The following is an 18,996-nucleotide window of genomic DNA, read 5'->3' as shown; positions in this document are numbered from 1 at the left end:
GCCGTCCCCTTCCTCCCTACACCTTGGAGAACTCATGCCTCCCGTACGCCTCGCCATCGTCGGGTGCGGTGCCGCCGCGCGCGGCTGCCACGTACCCGCCCTGCCGCCGCTGAAGGGCGACGTGCAACTGACCGCGCTCATCGACCGGGACCCGCGCCAGGCGCGGGCCGCGCTGGACCTGTACCGCGAACTCGGCGGCACCGGCTCCGACGAGGTGGTGATCGCCACCGACCCGGCCGAGGCCGCCGACGCCTTCGACGCCGCCGTGGTCGTCGTACCGCACACCGTGCACGCGCGGACCGTGGAAGCGCTGCTGGCGGGCGGCAAGCACGTGCTGCTGGAGAAGCCGATGACCACCTCGGTCGAGGACGCCCGGCGCCTGGCCGCCCTCTCCGACGACACCTCCGCGCCGCTGCTCGCGATGGCCCATCCGCGGCGGCTCTTCCCCGCGTACGCCTGGGTCAAGCGGCTCATCGAGGGCGGAGACCTGGGCGACGTGGTGCGCGTCGACTGGGCGGAGGGCCACCCGTACGCCTGGGAGCCGGTCACCTGGTCGATGTTCGACCGGCGGCTCGCGGGCGGCGGGGTGCTCACCGACACCGGCTCGCACGTCTTCGACACGCTGCTGTGGTGGCTCGGCCCCGACGTCGAGGTCGTCCGCTACGAGGACGACTCGCTGGGCGGGGTGGAGACCGACGCCACCGCCCACCTGCGCTTCGGCACGGTCGACGTGCACTGTGCGTTCAGCCGGCTGCGGGACCTCGGCATCTCCTGCACGGTGACGGGCACCAAGGCGACCGTCACCATCGGCACCGACTTCCCGGCCGGCGAGTGCACCCTGGTCACCTCGGACGGCGTCGAGCTGCACCGCGGCGACGTGGCGGCGGTGGCGCCCGCCCAGGGTGAGTGGGAGCTGCTGTTCACCGAGCAGCTCGCCAACTTCGCCGCCGCCGTGCGCGGCACCGCCACCGCGCACTCCGGCCCCGAGGACGGCCGGCGCGTCGTCGAGCTGATCGAGGAGTGCTACGGCGACGCCCGCGAGGAGGCCGCCCGGCCCTGGACCACTCGCGGCGCCCCGGCGGACGGCGATCCCGAGCTCGCCGGCCGCACCGTGGCGGTCACCGGCGCGAGCGGATTCATCGGCGGTCGCGTCGTGGAGCGGCTGGTGCTGGGCGGGCAGGCCCGCGTCCGTCCCGTGGTGCGGGGCTTCGGCCGGGCCGCGCGGCTGTCCGTACTGCCGCAGGAGCGGCTGGAGTTCCGGCAGGCCGACCTGCTGGACGCCGACGGGCTGAGGGCCGCCTTCGAGGGCTGCGACACCGTGGTGCACTGCGCCTTCGGCAGCGCCGGTGACGAGGCGGACCGCTGGGCGGCCTCCGTCGACGGCACCGCCAACGTCCTGGCCGCCGCCCGCGCCGCCGGGGTACGGCGAGTGGTGCACCTGAGCACCGTGGACGTCTACGACCCGGCCGTCACCGGTGCGCTGACCGAGGAGTCGCCGGCCCGTCCGGCCGACCCCGCCGACCGCGAGTACGAGCAGCAGAAGCTCGCCGCGGAGCGGCTGGTCCTCGACGCGCACGGCCCCGACCTGGAGACCGTCGTGCTCCAGCCCGGCGTGGTCTACGGCCCTTGGGGCGGCCAGTGGACCACCGCCCAGCTGCGGCGCGCCGAGAGCGACTTCGCCGCCCTGCCGACGGGTGAGGACACCGGCGTGTGCAACGCCGTGTACGTCGACGACCTGGTGGACGCGGTGCTGCCGGCCGTCGCGAAGGAGGCGGCCGCCGGTCAGCGCTTCCTGATCGGCAGCGGCGAACCGCTCCACTGGGGCCGCTTCTTCGACGCGGTGCGCTCCCTGCGCGGCCTGGGCGAGCCGGCGGCGCAGGCCACCGGGGACCCGGTGCCGGACTGGGAGCTGGAGCTGTACCGCTCGACGGCGCGGGCCCGGTACGACAAGGCCGAGCGCCTGCTCGGTTTCACCGCGCGCACCTCCTTCGCCGAGGGCGTCGAGCTGACCGGGCAGTGGGCGGGCTGGGCCCGGCTGGTGCCGGAGGCGCGCTCGTGACGGGGGTCACCGATGTGCTGGTGGTCGCGCCGCACCCCGACGACGACGTCATCGGCTGTGGCGGGTCCATCGTCAAACACGTCCAGGACGGTGCCCGGGTGACGGTGGTCATCGTCATCGGGCGCGAGCGCAGCGCCCTCGACGACGCGGTCACGGACGCCGCGTTCGCCGCCGAGACGGAGACCGCCGCCAAGACGCTGGGCGTCCACCGCTGCGTCCGCTTCGACGAGCCGTCACGGGACTTCACGCTCTCCCGCCGTGTGCACCTGGACCTGGTGCGGGTGCTGCGGGAAGTGCGGCCGCAGGTGGTCTACCTGCCCCACGACAACGACGACGACGTGGAGCACCGCATGGTGCACCAGCTGACCACCGAGGCGCTGTGGATGGCCCAGTCGGAGTTCTTCCAGGAGGCGGGCGAGCGGCCGATGCCGGCGCCCCGGCTGGTGCTCGGGTACGAGGTGTGGGCGCCGATGGCCCGCTTCCAGTACGCGGAGGACATCGACGGCCAGATCGAGACCAAGGTCGAGGCGATGCGCGCGTACGTCTCGCAGCTGCGCCACGCCGCCTGGGACGAGGGCATCCGGGGGCTGGCCCGCTACCGGGGCGCGGTGTCCGCGGGTTCGGGCCACGCGGAGGTGTTCCAGGTGCTGGGTCTGGGCACCCCGTCCCCGGCCGGCGGACCGGCCGGTGGCGGGCCGCGCGGCGACGGGCCGGGGGGCGGCCGTGACTGAGCGGCTCCTGGTCTGCGGGCTGGGCTCGGGGATGGACCACTCACTGGCCGGTCTGCGCTCGCCCCGGCGGGAGCTGGTGGTGGTCACGGACACGCCCACCGACCGGGCGCGGGCGGCGGCGGACGTCCTGCTGGTCTGCGACCCGAACGACGGCACCGCGGTCCTCGCTGAACTCTCGGCGGCCGGCATCGACCGGCTGGACGGGGTGTTCTCGCTGGGCGCCGACAACCCGCCGGTGATCAGCGTGCTGGCCGAGCGGTTCGGCTGCCCCGGGCTGCCCCTGGAGACGGCGCTCGACTGCACGCTCAAGGACCGGCGGCTGGCGATCCTGCGCGAGGCGGGGCTGGACCTGCCCCGGTTCGCGACCGCCGAGAGCGTGGAGGAGGCGCTGCGGGCGGTCGCCGAGGTCGGCCTGCCGGCCGTGATCAAACCCAGCGACCAGACCGGTTCGCTCGGCGTGATCAAGGTGGACACGCGGGGGGCGGTACGGGAGCGGGCGGCCGAGGCGCTGCGGCTGAGCCCCGTCGGCCGGATCGTCGTCGAGGAGTTCCTGGAGGGCACCGAGCACACGCTGGCCGCCTTCATGGTCGACGGCGAGCTGCACCGGTTCGGCTTCGCCGACCGGGAGTACGGGCGCAAGGAGGAGTTCGCCCCGTACTTCTTCGAGGGCGGCGACACCCTCCCCAGCCGGCTCACCGAGGAGCAGATCGAGGAGGTCACCGACACCGTACGGCGCGGGGCACGCGCCCTGCGCCTGGACCCGGCGGTGATCAACACCGACATCCTGCGCACCCGTGACGGCCGGGTGGTGCTCCTGGAGATCACCTGCCGGCTCACCGGCGCCCGGATCGCCACCGAGGTGATGCGGCTGGCCACCGGGGTGGACCCGCTGCCCAACGTGGTGCGCCTGGCACTGGGCCGGCCGCTGGAGCTCTCCGAGCTGCGCCCGACCCGCTGCGGGGCGGCGGTCCAGCGGTTCCTGCCCGCGGACGGCGGGGTGGTGGAGTGGGTCGGCAATCCCCGGGACGTCGCCCGCCGGGTGGGGGTGCACGACGTCTTCTGGGGCATCGTCCTGGCGCCCGGCACCGTGGTGCCGCCCTACCGCGGCGGAGCGGACGTCCTGGCGGGGGTGATCGCGTACGCCGACGTCCGGGCCGAGGCAGAGGCGATCGCCGAACGCGCGCTGCGCGCCCTGCCCCTGCGGTTCAAGGAGCCGGCGCGATGACCACGACACCGGCGACGACCGCGCGCGGACCGCTGGGCGCGCGCACCCGCACGTACACGAACGGAACCGGAACGAGGGAGAACGGGATGACCACCGACCCGGTGGACGAGGCCGCAGTCGACGAGGGGATCGCCCGCACCGCCGTGGTCATCGCCCTGCGCGACGACCTGCGGATCGCCGACTGCATCGCGTCGATCGACGAGGACGTCGAGATCGTCCTGGCGCTCAACGGCCCCAGCGACGCCGTGCTGAAGCTGATCGCCGATCATCCGCGGCCGCTGACCGTCACCGAGATCGCCGACGTCGGCAACCTGGGCGCCGCGTACAACGCGGGGGCCGCCGCCACCGACCGGCAGTACCTGCTGCTCATGGACTCCGACTGCACCTTCGCGCCGGGCGTGGTGCGGGCCATGGTCCGCGCGGTCCTGACCGACCCGGTGGTGAAGGGGCAGGTGGTGTACGGGGAGTCGGACGGGCTGCTGAGCAGGTTGACCGCCCGGGTACGGGAGTTCGACGAGGGCGACTACGTCAGCGCGCTGTCCCCGCCGCTCATCTACAACCGGGCGATCGTCGACCACATCGGCGGGTACCACTTCGACGAGCTCATCCACTGGTGCGAGGACCGGGAGTTCGACTTCCGGCTCCAGCTGGCCGGCATCCCGGTGGTGTACCTGCCGGAGGCCCGGATATTCCACGACGCCCAGCACGGCTTCGGGAACATGCGCAGCTACTTCCGCTACGGCGTCGGCGAGGGCATCGCGCAGGAGACGGGCGTGTTCACCACACCGGCCGTGCCGGTGATGTGGCGGCTGTTCGAGGCGACGAGGACGCTGGTCCACTGCGCGCGTGCCAAGGGGGCGGGGGCGGCGGCGTACTACGCGCTGCTGAAGGCCGCCTTCCACGTCGGCACCGCCCACCACCTGCTCAACGACCCCTACCGGGTGCGGGACCGCTACCCCGCCTCGGCCAAGCGGGCCCGGATGGTGCGGTCGATCCCGCAGCACAGCACCCGCCTGACCAAGGCGCAGCTGCGGCGGCTGCGGCGGGCGCACTGGGAGGCGGGCCGGCGGATCGAGCGGGTGACCGACCTGTCGGTCTTCCGCTCGGACGCCGCCGGCCCGGACGCCGCGTCAGCCGCCGGCGAGGCGCGGCAGCAGCAGGCGTGAGGGGTGGTCGCCGCCGTGGTGCACCGTGTGGTGCGCGACCACCCGGGGGTGGACGTCGAAGCGCGGTGCGTTGCCGGCCGCCACTTCGAGGCGGACGCGGTGACCGGTGCGGAACACATGGCCGATCGCGCCGAGGCGGACGGTGACGGCGACGGGACGGCCGGGGGTGGGCGCGCGGCCCGCCTCCGGCGCCGTCGTCGCCCCCGGCACGGGTTCCGGGGCGGGTGCGGGCTCGGGGGACGGCACGGCTCCCGGTGCGGGTGCCGGTTCCATTCGGTGGATCCCGTCGCACAGCAGCTCCGCCCGGCCGTCCGGCCAGACGTCGACGAGCTTGCCGGTCACGTCGGCGCCCGCCGCGTCGGGGGTGACGTACACCGTCAGGACGGTGTCGCCGATCACCGTGAGCGGGGCGGTGAGCGGCGCGCCGGTGAAGCACAGGACGTCGTCGCGGCGCTCCACCTCTCGCTGGTCCAGCGGGCCGCAGTCGCCGCCGGTGAACTGGCCGGGCAGCGCGGTGGCGCCGCCGGTGGTCGGCACCGGGTCGGCCGGGTCGTGGCGGATCACGTCGCTGCCGGGGGCGCGGGGCGCCGCGGGACCGGGGGTGAGCCGCCGGCCGTCGAGGTGGAGCGCGTACTCCTCGGTGCCGGGCACGGGCCAGTCGGGGAAGTCGCGCCACTCGTCGGCCCCGGTGAGGAAGAGCCGTACGGGGCCGGCGGGCGCCGCACCGGCCGGCCGGCCGCGCAGATGGCGGTCGAAGTGGTCGAGGTGCAGACCGGTGACGTCCAGCTCCCGCTCGTCGGCGGCGAGCCCGTAACGGCGCTGGGGAAAGATGCCGCCGGTGACGCAATGGGACCACGGGCCGACCACCAGCCGTGTTTCCACGCCCTGTCGGCGAATTCCCCGGTAATTCTCCAGGGCACCGGCGAGGAATATGTCGTACCAGCCCGTCAGGTTGAGCACGGGGACCTTTATCGCCGGATAGGAGTCGCGCGGCGCGGCCTGCTTCCAGTAGGGATGACCGCTGGGATTCCGCCGCCATTCCCGGTAATAGGGCGCGAGTCGGTCGAGGAGCCCGGCGGCGGCGTCCGGGTCCGCGTACAGCTCGTCGATCCGGTCGACCGCGCGGGCCACCTCGGCCAGGTCCGGCCCCGCCAGGCCCGCCCCGCTGAGCAGCAGGTCGTACAGCACCCAGTAGAGGACGAAGCCGAGCTGGAAGGCGCCGCCCTGGCGGGTCCACCCCTCGTCGAACCCGGAACCGGCCGCGTGCGGGGCGACGGCGCCCAGGCCGGGCGGCCGCTCACCCGCCGCGAGCAGGGCGGCCATACCTTCGTAGGACCGGCCGAACAGGCCCGCCGAGCCGTCGCACCAGGGCTGTCCGACCGCCCAGGCGACGGTGTCCGCGCCGTCCTCGGCCTCGTGCCAGTACGGCTCGAAGGTGCCGCCGGAGGCGAACCGGCCGCGGACGTCCTGCACCAGCAGGGCGTACCCGGAGCGGACCAGCCGCAGTCCGTCGACGGATGCCCCGCCGGGGCTCCCCGATCTCCCGTAGGGCGTCCGCCGGATGAGCACCGGGACGGCCCCGGCGGTGTCCGGGCGGTAGAGGTCGGCGCGCAATAACACGCCGTCCCGCATGGGTATTTCCACGTCGTGATCCACAACAATACGCACCCGCCAATATTCCAACAGAACACGGGAATTCACAATGGAGTCCTCCGCAGTGCCTTTTCTGGAACCCTTCTTCGCGACGGCCCGCGACGATCCGGGCCGGCCGGCCGTGGTCGACAACGGGCTCGTCCTCACCTACGGCACCTTCGCCGCCTGGGTGCGCGAGGTGGCGGGCGCCCTGGCGCCGCGCACGGCGGAACCCGGGCCACCCGTGGGGATCGTGGTGCACCACTCGGCCCGTGACGTGGCGGCGATCCTGGGCGTCCTGGCGGCCGGACGGGCGTACGTGCCGCTGGAGGCGCACCACCCGGAGGCGCGGCTGGCGGCCGTCCTGGCGCGAGTCGGCTGCCGGGAGGCGGTGGCGACCGCCGAGACCGGCTGGCAGCCGCCCGTCGGGAGGGTGATCCGGCCGCGCTGGGCCCACGCCCCCGCCGCCTCCGCCGCGCCACTGCCCGGCGGGCGGCCCGAGGACCCGGCGTACGTGCTGTTCACCTCGGGCTCCACCGGCGAGCCGAAGGGGGTGGTGGTCCCGCACCGGGCGCCGGCGGCGGTGGTGCCGCCGCTGCGCGCCCTGTACGGCATCGGGGAGGGCGAGTCCGTGCTGCACTTCCACGGCGCGGGCGGCGACACGAGCCTGGAGGAGATCCTCCCGGCGCTGACGGGCGGCGCCACCCTCGTCATCGACGACGCGGCGCGGGAGGACTTCGCGCGGGTGGCGGCGGAGCAGCAGGTCTCGGTCGCGGTGCTGCCCACCGGCTTCTGGGACGGGATGACGGGCGACCTGCTGCACCGGGGCGCCGCACTCCCGGCGTCCCTGCGCACCGTGGTGATCGGCGGGGAGGCGGTGCGCGCCGACATGCTGGAGCGCTGGCGCCGGCTGGCCGGCGCCGAGCACGTCCGGCTGCTCAACACCTACGGCTCCACGGAGACCGCGCTGGTCACACACGCGGTGCAGCTCGACGGGCCGGGAGCCCCCGGACTGCCGGAGACCGGCGGGGACCTGCCCATCGGGTTCCCGCTGCCGCACGTCGGCCAACGGGTGGACGAGGCGGGTGAATTGTACGTGTCGGGGCCCGGCCTGGCCCTCGGCTACCACGGCGACCCGGAGGCGACGGCCGGCCGGTTCAGGGAGCGGGCCGGCACCCGTTGGTACCGCACGGGCGACCTGGTGGGCGAGGCGGCGGGCGGAGTCCTGGTGTTCCGGGGGCGCTCGGACCACCAGGTCAAGATCCGGGGCTTCCGGGTGGACCTGCTCGACGTCGAGGCGCTGATCGGGCGGTGCGAGGGCGTGTCGTCGGTCGCCGCCGCCCGGGTGGACCGGGCCGGGCACTCGGCGCTGGCCGCGTTCCTCGTCCCCGTGCCGGACGCCGAGCCGGACGCGGTCCTCGCCGGCGTCCGCGACCGACTGCGGCGCACGGCGCCGCCGCACCTGGTGCCCAGCCTGATCGTGCCGGTCGACGCGCTGGAGCGGACCCACACCGGCAAGGTGGACCGCGACGCGACGAGGGACCGCCACCTGGGCTCCGTGGAGGCCACCCGATGAGCGCCGCCGCCACGACCCCGGACACGGCCCCGGATGCGGAAGCCGCGAACACGGGCGGTCCCGACCCGGATGGCGCGGGGGCCGCGGAGGTCGCGGAGCTGGCCGCGTACGCCTCGCGGAGGCTCGGCGTGGAGCTCGTACCCGAGTCCGCGCGGAGCGACGACAGCGGCTGGGACTTCCGCGTCACCCACATCCGCGCCACCGACGGCACGCACTGGATCCTGCGGTGCCCCCGGCGCCCCGAGGCGTCCGCCCGGCTGGCAGTGGAGAGCGCCGTGCTGGGCGCCGTGCGCGACCGGGTCCCCGTACCGGTGCCCGACTGGCGGCTGGACACCCCGGACCTGGTCGCCTACCCCCGCCTCCCCGGCGAGGCGGCGGGCAGCGAGGACCCGGTGACCCTCGCGTACGGCTGGTCCATGGACCCGCTGGCTCACCCGGAGCGCTACCTGGACCCGCTCGCCCGCTGCCTGGTCGCGGTGCACGCCACACCCCTGGACGGCACCTGGCGCCTTCCCGGTCCGCGCCCGGCGGGCCCCGAGGCCGTGCGTTCCCTGGTCGCGGGCAAGCTGGCCCGCGCCCGGACCGAACTGGAGCTGCCCGCCGACCGGGTGCGGCGCTGGCAGGACTGGCTGGACGACGACCGCCTGTGGCCGGACCGCCTGGTGCTGGTCCACGGGGACGTGCACCCGGGTCACACCCTGGTGGAGCGCCTCCCGTCCGGTCCGCCGGTGCTCACGGGTCTGCTGGACTGGGCCAACGCGGGCGTGGGCGATCCGGCGGCCGACTTCGTCGACATGCTGTACGCGGGCGGCGCGGACGTCCTCGACCGGCTCCTGGACGCCTACCGGGCGGCGGGCGGCACGGTACCCGGCGGCATGCGGACGCACATCGTGGCACGGGCGTCCTTCCTCTGGGTCCACGTGGCGCTGCGGGGCCTGGACACCGGCAACCGGGCGTGGGTGGACACCGCGTTGCGGAGGCTGGCCCGGTGAGCGCCGTACCGGCGTACGCGGTCCACGGTTCGGGGCGGCCGGTGGTGCTGGTCGCCGGCGCCGGGGGCACCGGCCGGATCTGGGAGCACCACCAGGTGCCCGCGCTCGCGGCGGCGGGCCACCGGGTGGTCACCTTCGACCACGGCAGTGGGGTCTCCTCCGCCGGCGAACTCGCCGGTGAGGTGCGGGAACTGCTCGTCGCCCTCGGCCTGCCGCCCTGTCCGCTGGTCGGCCACTCGCTGGGGGCCCATGCGGTGCAGGAGCTGCTCGTCACCGATCCGCACCTGGCGAGCGGCGCGGTGCTGGTCGCGACGCGGGGCCGGCCCGACGCGGTCGGCGACGCGCTGGCCCGCGCCGAGGACGCGTACGCCGAGGCGGGCTGCCGACTGCCGCCGGAGTACGAGGCGTTCGTACGGCTGGTGCAGAACCTCTCCCCCAGGACCCTCGCGGACGAGGACGCGGTCACGCGGTGGATGGACCTGTTCGAGATCGCCGCGCTCGGGGGGACCTCCGCCGGGCACCGCCCGTGCCCGACCGTCGCCGACCGGTCGGCCGCGTACACCCGGATCAGGACGCCCGTACTGGTGGTGGGCTTCGCGGACGACGTGCTGGCCCCCGTCCACCTGGGCCGCGAGGTGGCGGCGGCGGTCCCCGGCGCCCGCTACGCGCAGCTGGCGGACGCCGGCCACCTCGGCTTCCTGGAACGCCCCGACGCCTTCAACGCCGTCCTGCTGGACTTCCTCGCCACCCTCCCCACGACCGATTCCGGAGCTTCCCGTGTCCTCTGATCCCCGCACCGAGACCGCCGGCTCCGTCGAGGTGGTGCACGTCGGCCAGGAGCCGCCCGAGTCCTGGGCCGCGTCCGTGTACCTGTGCGGGCCCACTCCCACCGATCCGGCGGAACCCTCCTGGCGCCCGGCCGCCGTCGCGGCCCTGCGCACCGCCTGGGCCGGTCCGGGGCGGTTGGCGGTCTTCCTGCCGGAGCCCGCGGCGGGCGGGTCCTACCCGGCGTACGCGGACCAGGTCTCCTGGGAGGAGGAGGCGATGCGCCGCTCGGACGCCGTCCTGTTCTGGATCCCCCGGGACATGCACCGGCTGCCCGGGCTGGTGTCGAACATCAAGTGGGGGGTCTGGTACGACTCGGGCCGGGCGGTGCTCGGAGCGCCGCCGGAGGCCGAACGCATGGCGTACCTCCTGCACTTCGCCGAGGCCTTCGCCGTACCGGTGGAACGCACCGTCCCGGGGGCCGTGGCGGCGGCGCTGCGCCTCGTGGGCGACGGCTCCCTCCGCGGCGGCGGCGAGCGGGCGGTCCCTCTCACGGTCTGGCGGTCGCGGCCCTTCCGGTCCTGGTACGCCGCCCTGCGGGCGGAGGGCCGGCGGCTGCTGGACGCGCGCGTGGAGTGGTACGAGCGGGCCGGGGCCCCCGACGGAACCCCGGCCTGGCTGCTGAGTGTCACGGTCGCGCCGGGCGACGGGTCGGCCGTCTCGGTGTACCGGCTGCTGTCGGCTCAGGGGCAGGGCATGCTCATGTAGAGCGCCTGCTCGCCCTCCGAGGGCGTGCCGTCGTAGAGGGCGGTGTCCAGTCCGCAGAAGGCGAAGCCCATCCGCCGGTACGCCCGGATCGCCGGCGCGTTGACGTTGGTGACCTCCAGCCAGACGTGTCCGGCGCCCCGTTCCCGGGCGAACTCCACCGCGAGCCCCATCAGCGCGCGGCCGACCCCCCGGCCCCGGTGCTCCGGGGCGATCTCGATGTCCTCGACGGTCAGCCGGCGGTTCCAGCCGGAGTACGAGACGGCGACGAACCCGGCGAGGTCCCCGGCGGCGCCGTGGGCGACGAAGGTGCGGGAGTCGGGGTCCTCGCCGTCGTCCCCGTCGTCGCCGTCCGTCTCGTCCTCGGGGAACACCTTGGTCAGCGGCGGGTTCACCGGCTCCTCCCGCAGCGTGAACCCGTCCTCGGTGGTGGTCACCCGGAAGACGGTGTCGGTGGTGAAGGAGCCGTCCAGGGCCTCGATGGCCTCGATGTCCCCGGGAACGGCGGTGCGGTACCGGTACACCGTGTTGTCAACAGTGGTCATGGCATGACGCTATGACCACTGCCACCAGGGCAGGACGGGTTTCGGCCGCTCCCACCGGCGCGGGGAACCCTGACACGTGAAGCGGGCGCCCGGGGCCGGCCGAAACCCCGCCCCGGGCGCCCGCCCGCCGGAGCGGGGTCGCCCCGGCGGCCGGAGCGGGGTCACCCCGCCCGCCGGAGCGGGGTCACCCGGCGCTGGGCACCGTGTCCTCGAAGGTGGTGCCCGCGGCCCGGTACGCGGCGACCTTCGTCGCGACCTGGGCGGGGGTCAGCACCTGGTCCTTGACGTGCAGCACGTAGTCGACCTTCTGGTCGTAGGCGCGCGGCGTGGTGCTGGTCTGGCCCGCCAGGTCGATGAGCCACTGGTTGAAGTTGATGGACATGGGGCGCTCGGGAAGATAGCGGGAGTCGTGGCGACCGAACTCCTGCCCGTCGACGTAGTACGTGAGGGTGCTGTTGTCGATGGTGAGGACGAGGTCGTGCCAGCCGGCGTAACTGGCGCGGACCTCGGAGTGCTGGTTGACCGCCTCCCAGGGGTCGGGACGATAGGTCTCCCACGACGTGGTGTAGAGGATGTTGGCCGGCTCGCCCCAGCCGCCGTTGGGCAGGTACTCGAAGTCGTACTCGGCGTAGTCGTCCGCCATCGGGGCCTTGAGGTCGTTGATGGTGAAGAACGTCTGGACGAGGCGGTCGCCGTCGGGACCCGACTTCGGCGCGTCGGAGAACCGCACCCGGGCCGCGTAGGTTCCGTTCTTGAACTTGGTGGCCCGCGTGAGGATTTCGGTCTGCTCGGTGGAGCCGGCGGTGCCGGCGGTGGAGGTCTCCAGGTTCATGATCGAGTTGGTCCCCTCCTTGGCGAAGGTGACGTTCTGCGGGGCCCACGTGGCACCGGGCACTCCGGGGCCTCCCGCGTTGGAGCGGACGCTCCAGCCGTGTGCCCCGATGGCCGGGTCGGTGTGCGAGGTGTAGTCGAAGTCGTCGAAGAGCGCGGGGCCGCCGGGCGGCGGGTCGGTCGGGCCGGGACCGGGGCCCGGGGTGTTGCCTTCGGGCGCCGTGCCCCACACCTGGGCTCCGGCCACACTCGCGGTGACCTTGGTCCAGTTGCCGTACGCCGTCTGCGTGGCGCCGAAGGAGTAGTCGTCGTTCTGGTTCAGCGGCTGCCAGTTGGAGCGGTGGAAGCGCAGTTGGAGGTCACCGGAGTCCGCGCCGGGGGCGAGCGTGCCGGCTCCGGTGGTGAAGCCGATCTCCAGGTAGCGGTCGGCGGTCGCGGTCGGCCGGGCCAGGGTGCCGAACGTCCCGGTGATGTTGGCGCACCCCCTGACGGCCCAGGAACAGGCGTACGTGTACGAGGCGCCGGCGTCGGCCCTGAAGTAGTAGCGGATCTTGACCTGGCTGAGGGGGACGGCGGTGCCGCCGGTGTTGACGGCCTTGAACCACGGCTCGACCTGGTCCGAGCCGGTGGCGCTCTGCCGGTACTGGATCGTGAGCGCCTCGCCGGCCGCGGTGGCGGCGGGCGCGGCCGACAGGGTGGCGCCGGCGAGGCCGGCCACGACGGCGGCGGCCATGGCGGCGCGTATCCGGGAGGTGCGGTCGCGGGACGTACGCGTTCTGGTCCGGGGGTCGGTGGTCGTCACCTGGTGTTCCTCTCGGGACGGGGGGTGGGTGGGGGGCGGTTCGGCACCTCGAGGGCGTCGAGCCGGGATCGGTGGTGGCGCAGCCGGGCCTGGAACCCGGGCCAGTCGTGGCCGCCGGACCAGGCGGTGTCGGCCAGGGCGCTCAGCCGGGGGAAGGCGAGGTACTCGGCGTGCGCCGCGGTGGGTACGTATTCGGTCCACAACTGCGCCTGGGTGCCGAGCACACGGGCGGCGGCCTCCGGTTCCCAGGTGTCCGGCGCGGGCCTGGTCGCGTGGACGGTCGGCAGGTCGACGGTCGCACCGGGCTGGCCGGGAGGTTCTCCCGGGTCGTCGGACTGCGGGTAGTCGAGGTAGGTGGACCGGTGCGGAGCCATGACCACCGGGTGGCCGCGGCGGGCGGCCGCCAGCCCGTGCTCCTCCTCGCGCCAGGCCAGTACGGTGAAGGAGGCCGGCAGGTCGTGGCCCGTCGCGGTCCACCCGAGGGGGCGTCTGCCGTGTGCGGTGAGGAACGTCCCGATCCGCTCCATGAACCAGCCGTGGAGTCCCGCCGGGCCGGCCAGCCCTTCCCGGGTGACGCGCCGCAGGGCCGCGGGCGCCCGGTGCCATTCGGTGGTCGGGCACTCGTCGCCGCCGACGTGGATGTACGGCGAGGGGAAGGTGTCCATGACCTCGGCCAGGACGGTGCGGCAGAAGTCGAGGACCTCGTCGGTCACACCGAGGACGGTGTCGCACACGCCCCACTGTTTCCACACCTGGAGCCGGCGGTCGGGGAAGTTGCCGAGATGGGGGTAGGCGGCCAGGGCCGCCCGCGCGTGGCCGGGCATCTCGATCTCCGGGACGACCGTCACCCCGCGTTCGGCCGCGTGGGCGACGAGGTCGCCGAGCTCCTCGCGGGTGTACGCGCCGCCGTGGGGCACTCCCCCGACCTCGGTGAGCCTCGGGTAGGCGCTCACCGGCATCCGCCAGCCCTGGTCGTCGGTCAGGTGCAGGTGGAGCACGTTGAGCTTGTGCAGCGCGAGGAGGTCGGTGAAGCGCCGCAGGAACGAGACTGGCCGGAAGTGGCGGGCCACGTCGAGCATGGCGCCCCGCCAGGCGAACCGCGGTACGTCCGTGATCTCGACGCCCGGCAGGGTCCACGGCACCCCGCGTACGGGACGGGTTCCCAGCGCGGCGACCGGCAGGAGCTGCCGGACGGTCTGGACACCGTGGCGCAGCCCCGCGACGTGTGCCGCGCGCAGCCGGACCGCGTCGCCGCCGACGCTGAGGTCGTACCCTTCCGCGCCGAGGCCGGCGAGGCAGGGATCGAGGACGAGGGCGATCCGGCCGTCGGGGGCGAGGGGCAGCGGCAGGCCGGTCGCGGGGGCCAGCAGGGTCCGGAGCAGCGCGGCCGCGGGCTCCGCGCCGGGGGTGGCGCGGATCGCCGTCCTCGCGTCGAGGGTGAACGCGTCGGCGGCACGGCCGGGCCGGGGGTCGAGCCCGAGGGGGCGGGGCACCAGGCCGAGGCCCGTGTCCGGTGGCTTCACGGCGTCCCCCTATCCCTTGACCGCTCCGCCGGTCAGCCCGGCGGTGACGCGGCGCTGGAGCACCAGGAAGAGGAGGAGGACGGGCAGGGCGAAGAGCGTCGAGGCGGCCATGGTGGCTCCCCAGTCGGTGCCGAAGACGTTGGAGAACGAGGAGAGCCAGACGGGGAGCGTGCGGTCGTCCTGGTTCTTGATGATCAGCGTGTTGGCGAAGGCGAACTCGTTCCACGCGGTGATGAAGCCGAACAGGGAGGTGGCGAGCAGCCCGGGTGCCAGCAGGGGGAACGTGACCCGGCGGAAGGCGGCGGCGCGGGTGCACCCGTCGACCTGTGCGGCCTCCTCCAGCTCGCGAGGGACGGCGGTGAGGAAGCCGCGCAGTGTGACGATGGTGAACGGCAGGGTGATCATGAAGTAGACCAGCGTGAGGGTCGCGAGGCTGTCGAGCATCTCCGTGTCGCGGGCGATGACGTACATCGGGATCAGCAGTGCTTCCCAGGGCGCGACCTGTGCGACGAAGACCATCAGGACGAAGCCGCGGCGCCCGGTCCAGCGCAGTCGTGCCACGGCGAAGGCCGCTCCGAGGGCCACGGCGAGGGCCAGGAGCACGGAGCCGGCCGTGATGAGGAGGCTGTTGCGCCAGAACGACCAGAAGCCGTCGGTGCGCACCGCCGCGGAGAAGTGCTCCAGTGTGACCGAGGTGGGCAGGAACACCGGTGTCTCGGCGTGGATGTCCGCCGTGGGCTTGAAGGCGGTCAGGACCATCCAGTAGACGGGGAAGACGCAGAGGACGAGGACGAGCAGCGCGCCGGCGTTCAGGGGAAGTCGCCGCAGCAGCGCGGAGGCGGGGGCGGGGGCGGAGGAAGAAGGGGTGGGGGCGGGGTCGGGCGCGGGGAGGGGAACGGGTGTCACAGCTCGGCCTCCTGCCGGAACATCTGACGGAGGTACAGGAGAAGCACGGCCACCAGGATCAGTACGGTGAGCGTCGCGGCCGCCGCTCCGAGGTCGTAGCGGTGCAGGGAGCGCGCCACTTGGTAGGCGTAGACCGGCAGGGTGGTGGTCGCGCCGCCGGGTCCGCCCTTGGTGACGGCCCAGATCTGCGCGAAGCACCGGAAGACCCAGATGACTTCGAGGCTCAGGACGAGTCCGAAGACGGGTTTCAGGAGCGGCAGGGTGACGGAGCGGAAAATCCGCCAGCCGCCGGCGCCGTCGATGCGGGCCGACTCGAAGAGCTCGGCGGGGACGGTGGTCAGCGCGGAGTGGAGGGTGATGGCGACGAAGGGCACGGACTGCCACACGACGAGCAGCACCAGGACGGTGAAGGCGGCCCGACCGTGCGCCAGCCAGGAGTAGTCCCGGAAGGACTCGAACCCGAGCCGCACCAGCAGCCAGTTGACCACTCCCAGACGGGAGGCGAAGAGCCACTGGAAGACGGTGGTCGTCGCGATGACGGGGCTGGCCCAAGCGAGCACCAGCCCGCCGAGTACGAGGGTCCGCATCCGGCGGCCCAGCCGCTGGAGCATCAGCGCCACCGCCGTGCCGATCACCATGATCAGTGCGACGTTGACCGCGGTCCACCCCAGGGTGCGGCGCACCACCTGCCAGAACTCGTTGTCGCTCAGGATCTCCCGGTAGTTCTCCGGGCCAACGAAGTCGGCGTCGCCCCGGATCAGTTCGGCCAGCCCGTAGTGCTGGAAGGACATCAGGAGGTTGCGGCCGAGAGGGTAGGCCAGCAGGAGGACGAAGCCGAGGATGGTGGGGGCGATGAGCAGGTAGGGCCACAGGGCTCCGGGGACGGCGCTTCGGACGGCGGGTGGGGCGGCGGGGCGGTCGGCCCGCCGGGCGGGTGGACCGGCGGACGCGCCCGCGGGCGGACCGGCCGGGGCTCCGGTACGGGGGACGGCGGCCGGATCGGTGCGCGGGCCGGCACGTCGGCGGGCGGCGCCGCTCCTCACGGGTTGAGGGTCCTGCTGATCGTGTCCGAGGCGTCCTTCGCCGCCTTGCGCGGGTCGCTCCCGGTCAGTACGGCGGTCATGTACTGCTTGATCGGGTTGGTGGCCTCGACCGCGGCCCAGCGGGGCGAGTTGGGGGTGGCGCGGCCCCGCGCGGCGGCCGCCGCCATGGCAGAGGCGCCCTCGTCGCTCACCGACACCTTGGCCAGGGAGGTCCGGTTGGGGACGTAGCTCATGGTCTTGGCGAGGTCCGTCTGCCACTTCTCCCCCGCGAGCGCCTTGACCACCTCGTACGCCGTGTCCTGGTGGGCGGAGGCCGCCGGGATGATGAGGTCGGAGCCGCCGGTGAAGGTCGCTCCTGGCTTCCCGGCGGTCTTCCCCGGGACGGGGAAGAAGCCGAGCTTGCCGGCGAGGGCGGGGTTGGCCTGCTCGATGATCCTCGCTCCGCCGGGCACCGCGATGATCTGGGCGACGTCCCCCTTGGCGAACACGTCCGCCTGCGGCGGCTTGGCCTCGTCGGAGTCCTTGGGTCCCCTGCCCAGCGCCTGGAGGCGCCGGTAGAAGTCCATGCCCCTCAGCGCCTCGGGGCTGTCGAGGGCCCCCCGCCATCCGTCGCCGCGTTTCTCGGCCAGTTCTCCCCCCTCCTCCCAGACGAAGCCGGCGAGGGTGTACCAGTTCTGGCCGGGGAGGTAGATGCCCTGGGTGTCGCCCCGGTCGAGCCGCGCGGTGACGGTGAGCCACTCGTCACGGGTCCTGGGCGGGGAGGTGATGCCGGCCTTGGCGAAGAGGTCCTTGTGGTAGATCACGACGCGACTGGCCGCGTACCACGGGATTCCGTACTGTCTGCCGTCGATCCTCCCGGGCTCGGCGAGCCCGGGCAGCCAGTCGTCGCCCCGCAGCTCGGCCACCTTGTCGGTCAGGTCGCGGAGTCCCCCGCTCTGCGCGTACTGGGCGACCTGGGTGTTGCCCACCTCGATCACGTCGGGGGCGTCCTTGCTCGCCAGCGCGGCGGTGATCTTCTCGCCGATTCCGTCCCACTCCTGTATCTGGATGTCCAGGAGGGTGTCCCGGTGCTGACGCTCGAAGTCCTTCTCGAAGCGCTGGAGGTAGGCGTCGGAGACGCTGTCCCTCATGATCCATACGGTGAGCGTCCCGGGGCCGGCCGCCTGGTCGGAGCCGGACGAGGAGGCACTGCAGGCGGTGAGCGCACAACCGGCCGCGAGGGCCGCGGCGACGGGGGCAAAGCGCATCTTCACGGGGTCCACCTCGACAGAGAGTTGACCAGTTGGTCAACTGGACAACGATGTGGCTAGAAGGTGGCATAGACCAATAGGACCGTCAACCCCTGGGAAAACAGCGGTAGTTCGGTGGATCACGGTTGCAGCAGAACCTAAGCTGGTGTTTACCAGTGGACCAGTCGATGGGGCGGCCACCGGGGACGAATGGACCAGTGCGTCACTGGACCGGTCGAGGATGACGAGTCGGAGAGGCCGGAGTCATGGAGAACAGCTCCTCAGGTGCCGTACTGAAGCGGGAGCGCGTCCGGGAGTTCCTTCTCGGGCTGATCGAGGCGCGCCGGCCGGGCGACGCCATTCCCTCCGAGCGCACCCTCAGCGTCGAACTGGGCGTCTCCCGGCCCACCTTGCGCGCCGCCGTCGACGAGCTGGTCGCCACCGGTCAACTCGTGCGCGAGCACGGCCGCGGCATGTTCGTCGCGCCGGCGAAGATCACTCAGGAACTGGTCTCCGACGACTCCGCCTTCGCCGTCCCCCGGGCCGGGGGCGCCTGGTCGAGCCGGCTGTTGCGGCTCGACACGCTGCGCGCCGGCGCCCGGATCGGCCGCAAGTTGCGCGTCTCCCCCGCCGCCGAGGTGGTGTACATCGCCCGGCTGCGGCTGGTCGACGGGACGCCCATGGCCATCGAGCACCTGCACATCCCGGCCGAGCTGGTCCCCACCCTCACACCGGAGGAGCTGGAGGCGGGCGATCTGTACGACCATCTGCGCGAGCACCACCAGGTCCACGTGGACCAGGCGGTGCAGTCCATCGAGCCGACCGTCGTCAACGAGGCCGAGGCCGGCGTGCTGGAGGTCCCGGTCCTCTCCCCCGCGCTGCTCATCGAGCGGCTCACGACCGACACGCGGGGCCGACCGGTCGAGTACGTCCACTCCGTCTACCGGGGCGACCGCTACCGCATCGTCTCCCGGCTCGCCCTGGGTGCCTCCCCTCCGCGTCCGCACGGCGAGGGACACCACCACCCGGGCATCCCTCCGGGGGACTTCGCCCACGGGGACATCATCACGTCGTCGACGACGGGGGACGCGCACTGACCACCCTGGGCGCCGGCGGGCCATGACGGGGTGGCGACGCCCACCATGGGCGACCTGTCCATGGTGGGCGCACCTGTGCTGAGCCGCCCCGTCCGGACGCGTGGTGAGA

General features: G+C 73.7%; 16 protein-coding genes. 9 read left to right on the top strand and 7 right to left on the bottom strand.

The features are described 5' to 3' along the window. Nucleotides 1-34: 34 nt before the first annotated feature. From AC07DW_RS10580 to AC07DW_RS10565, 4 genes are read left to right on the top strand one after another with little or no spacing between them, the layout of a single operon-like run. Complete coding sequence (locus tag AC07DW_RS10580; protein ID WP_478857254.1) at nt 35-2,059, top strand: NAD-dependent epimerase/dehydratase family protein; 2,025 nt, start codon at nt 35-37, stop codon at nt 2,057-2,059. Continuing rightward, the gene (locus tag AC07DW_RS10575) at nt 2,056-2,790 is read left to right on the top strand and encodes a PIG-L deacetylase family protein (protein WP_478857253.1); all 735 of its coding nucleotides are present in this window, start codon (nt 2,056-2,058) and stop codon (nt 2,788-2,790) included. The genes AC07DW_RS10580 and AC07DW_RS10575 overlap by 4 nt, the downstream gene beginning before the upstream one ends. Continuing rightward, nucleotides 2,783-4,015, top strand: coding sequence for an ATP-grasp domain-containing protein (locus AC07DW_RS10570; RefSeq protein ID WP_478857252.1), 1,233 nt, complete (start codon nt 2,783-2,785; stop codon nt 4,013-4,015). Before AC07DW_RS10575 ends, AC07DW_RS10570 begins: the two co-directional genes overlap by 8 nt. Further along, nucleotides 4,012-5,181: a glycosyltransferase family 2 protein gene (locus AC07DW_RS10565; RefSeq protein WP_478857251.1), complete on the top strand. Its 1,170-nt coding sequence runs from the start codon at nt 4,012-4,014 to the stop codon at nt 5,179-5,181. The genes AC07DW_RS10570 and AC07DW_RS10565 overlap by 4 nt, the downstream gene beginning before the upstream one ends. On the opposite strand, the gene AC07DW_RS10560 is transcribed toward AC07DW_RS10565, so the two are convergent. Further along, nucleotides 5,146-6,825 carry a CocE/NonD family hydrolase gene (locus AC07DW_RS10560; protein ID WP_478857250.1) on the bottom strand — a complete coding sequence of 560 codons (1,680 nt, stop codon included), beginning with the start codon at nt 6,823-6,825 and terminating at the stop codon, nt 5,146-5,148. The genes AC07DW_RS10565 and AC07DW_RS10560 overlap by 36 nt on opposite strands. Before the next feature lie 73 nt (nt 6,826-6,898). Between AC07DW_RS10560 and AC07DW_RS10555 the strand changes: the two genes are divergently transcribed. From AC07DW_RS10555 to AC07DW_RS10540, 4 genes are read left to right on the top strand one after another with little or no spacing between them, the layout of a single operon-like run. Next, nucleotides 6,899-8,389, top strand: coding sequence for an amino acid adenylation domain-containing protein (locus tag AC07DW_RS10555; protein WP_478857249.1), 1,491 nt, complete (start codon nt 6,899-6,901; stop codon nt 8,387-8,389). Next, nucleotides 8,386-9,381 (top strand): macrolide 2'-phosphotransferase, encoded by a 996-nt coding sequence (locus AC07DW_RS10550; RefSeq protein ID WP_478857248.1) that lies wholly within the window; start codon nt 8,386-8,388, stop codon nt 9,379-9,381. The genes AC07DW_RS10555 and AC07DW_RS10550 overlap by 4 nt, the downstream gene beginning before the upstream one ends. Beyond that, nucleotides 9,378-10,169: an alpha/beta fold hydrolase gene (locus AC07DW_RS10545; protein ID WP_478857247.1), complete on the top strand. Its 792-nt coding sequence runs from the start codon at nt 9,378-9,380 to the stop codon at nt 10,167-10,169. The genes AC07DW_RS10550 and AC07DW_RS10545 overlap by 4 nt, the downstream gene beginning before the upstream one ends. After that, the gene (locus tag AC07DW_RS10540) at nt 10,159-10,914 is read left to right on the top strand and encodes a nucleoside 2-deoxyribosyltransferase domain-containing protein (protein WP_478857246.1); all 756 of its coding nucleotides are present in this window, start codon (nt 10,159-10,161) and stop codon (nt 10,912-10,914) included. The genes AC07DW_RS10545 and AC07DW_RS10540 overlap by 11 nt, the downstream gene beginning before the upstream one ends. Here AC07DW_RS10540 and AC07DW_RS10535 read toward each other — a convergent pair. The 6 genes from AC07DW_RS10535 to AC07DW_RS10510 all read right to left on the bottom strand — a co-directional run bounded on the left by AC07DW_RS10535 (nt 10,890) and on the right by AC07DW_RS10510 (nt 17,814). Beyond that, on the bottom strand, nt 10,890-11,456 hold the full coding sequence (locus AC07DW_RS10535) for a GNAT family N-acetyltransferase (RefSeq protein WP_478857245.1): 567 nt from the start codon (nt 11,454-11,456) through the stop codon (nt 10,890-10,892). The genes AC07DW_RS10540 and AC07DW_RS10535 overlap by 25 nt on opposite strands. Nucleotides 11,457-11,640: 184 nt before the next feature. Next, complete coding sequence (locus AC07DW_RS10530; protein ID WP_478857269.1) at nt 11,641-13,020, bottom strand: cellulose binding domain-containing protein; 1,380 nt, start codon at nt 13,018-13,020, stop codon at nt 11,641-11,643. A 65-nt stretch (nt 13,021-13,085) separates the two neighbouring features. Further along, nucleotides 13,086-14,612, bottom strand: coding sequence for a beta-N-acetylhexosaminidase (locus tag AC07DW_RS10525; protein WP_478857244.1), 1,527 nt, complete (start codon nt 14,610-14,612; stop codon nt 13,086-13,088). A 9-nt stretch (nt 14,613-14,621) separates the two neighbouring features. Further along, on the bottom strand, nt 14,622-15,518 hold the full coding sequence (locus AC07DW_RS10520; protein ID WP_478857243.1) for a carbohydrate ABC transporter permease: 897 nt from the start codon (nt 15,516-15,518) through the stop codon (nt 14,622-14,624). Continuing rightward, on the bottom strand, nt 15,515-16,390 hold the full coding sequence (locus tag AC07DW_RS10515; protein ID WP_478857268.1) for a carbohydrate ABC transporter permease: 876 nt from the start codon (nt 16,388-16,390) through the stop codon (nt 15,515-15,517). Before AC07DW_RS10515 ends, AC07DW_RS10520 begins: the two co-directional genes overlap by 4 nt. Nucleotides 16,391-16,557: 167 nt before the next feature. After that, nucleotides 16,558-17,814, bottom strand: a complete 1,257-nt coding sequence (locus AC07DW_RS10510) for an extracellular solute-binding protein (protein WP_478857242.1) — start codon at nt 17,812-17,814, stop codon at nt 16,558-16,560. A gap of 242 nt (nt 17,815-18,056) precedes the next feature. Between AC07DW_RS10510 and AC07DW_RS10505 the strand changes: the two genes are divergently transcribed. Continuing rightward, nucleotides 18,057-18,887, top strand: a complete 831-nt coding sequence (locus AC07DW_RS10505) for a GntR family transcriptional regulator (protein ID WP_478857241.1) — start codon at nt 18,057-18,059, stop codon at nt 18,885-18,887. Nucleotides 18,888-18,996: the final 109 nt, after the last annotated feature.

It is taken from the genome of Streptomyces sp. NPDC045701 (assembly GCF_056432045.1).
Note: the sequence above shows the minus strand (reverse complement) of the source record. Positions and strands in the feature narration are given on the sequence as shown.

Excerpts from the sequence above, each read along its gene's own strand:
- AC07DW_RS10535 (WP_478857245.1), bottom strand. The coding sequence starts at position 11,456 with ATGACCACTGTTGACAACACGGTGTACCGGTACCGCACCGCCGTTCCC.
- AC07DW_RS10550 (WP_478857248.1), top strand. The coding sequence starts at position 8,386 with ATGAGCGCCGCCGCCACGACCCCGGACACGGCCCCGGATGCGGAAGCC.
- AC07DW_RS10565 (WP_478857251.1), top strand. The coding sequence starts at position 4,012 with ATGACCACGACACCGGCGACGACCGCGCGCGGACCGCTGGGCGCGCGC.
- AC07DW_RS10580 (WP_478857254.1), top strand. The coding sequence starts at position 35 with ATGCCTCCCGTACGCCTCGCCATCGTCGGGTGCGGTGCCGCCGCGCGC.
- AC07DW_RS10530 (WP_478857269.1), bottom strand. The coding sequence starts at position 13,020 with ATGGCCGCCGCCGTCGTGGCCGGCCTCGCCGGCGCCACCCTGTCGGCC.
- AC07DW_RS10505 (WP_478857241.1), top strand. The coding sequence starts at position 18,057 with ATGGAGAACAGCTCCTCAGGTGCCGTACTGAAGCGGGAGCGCGTCCGG.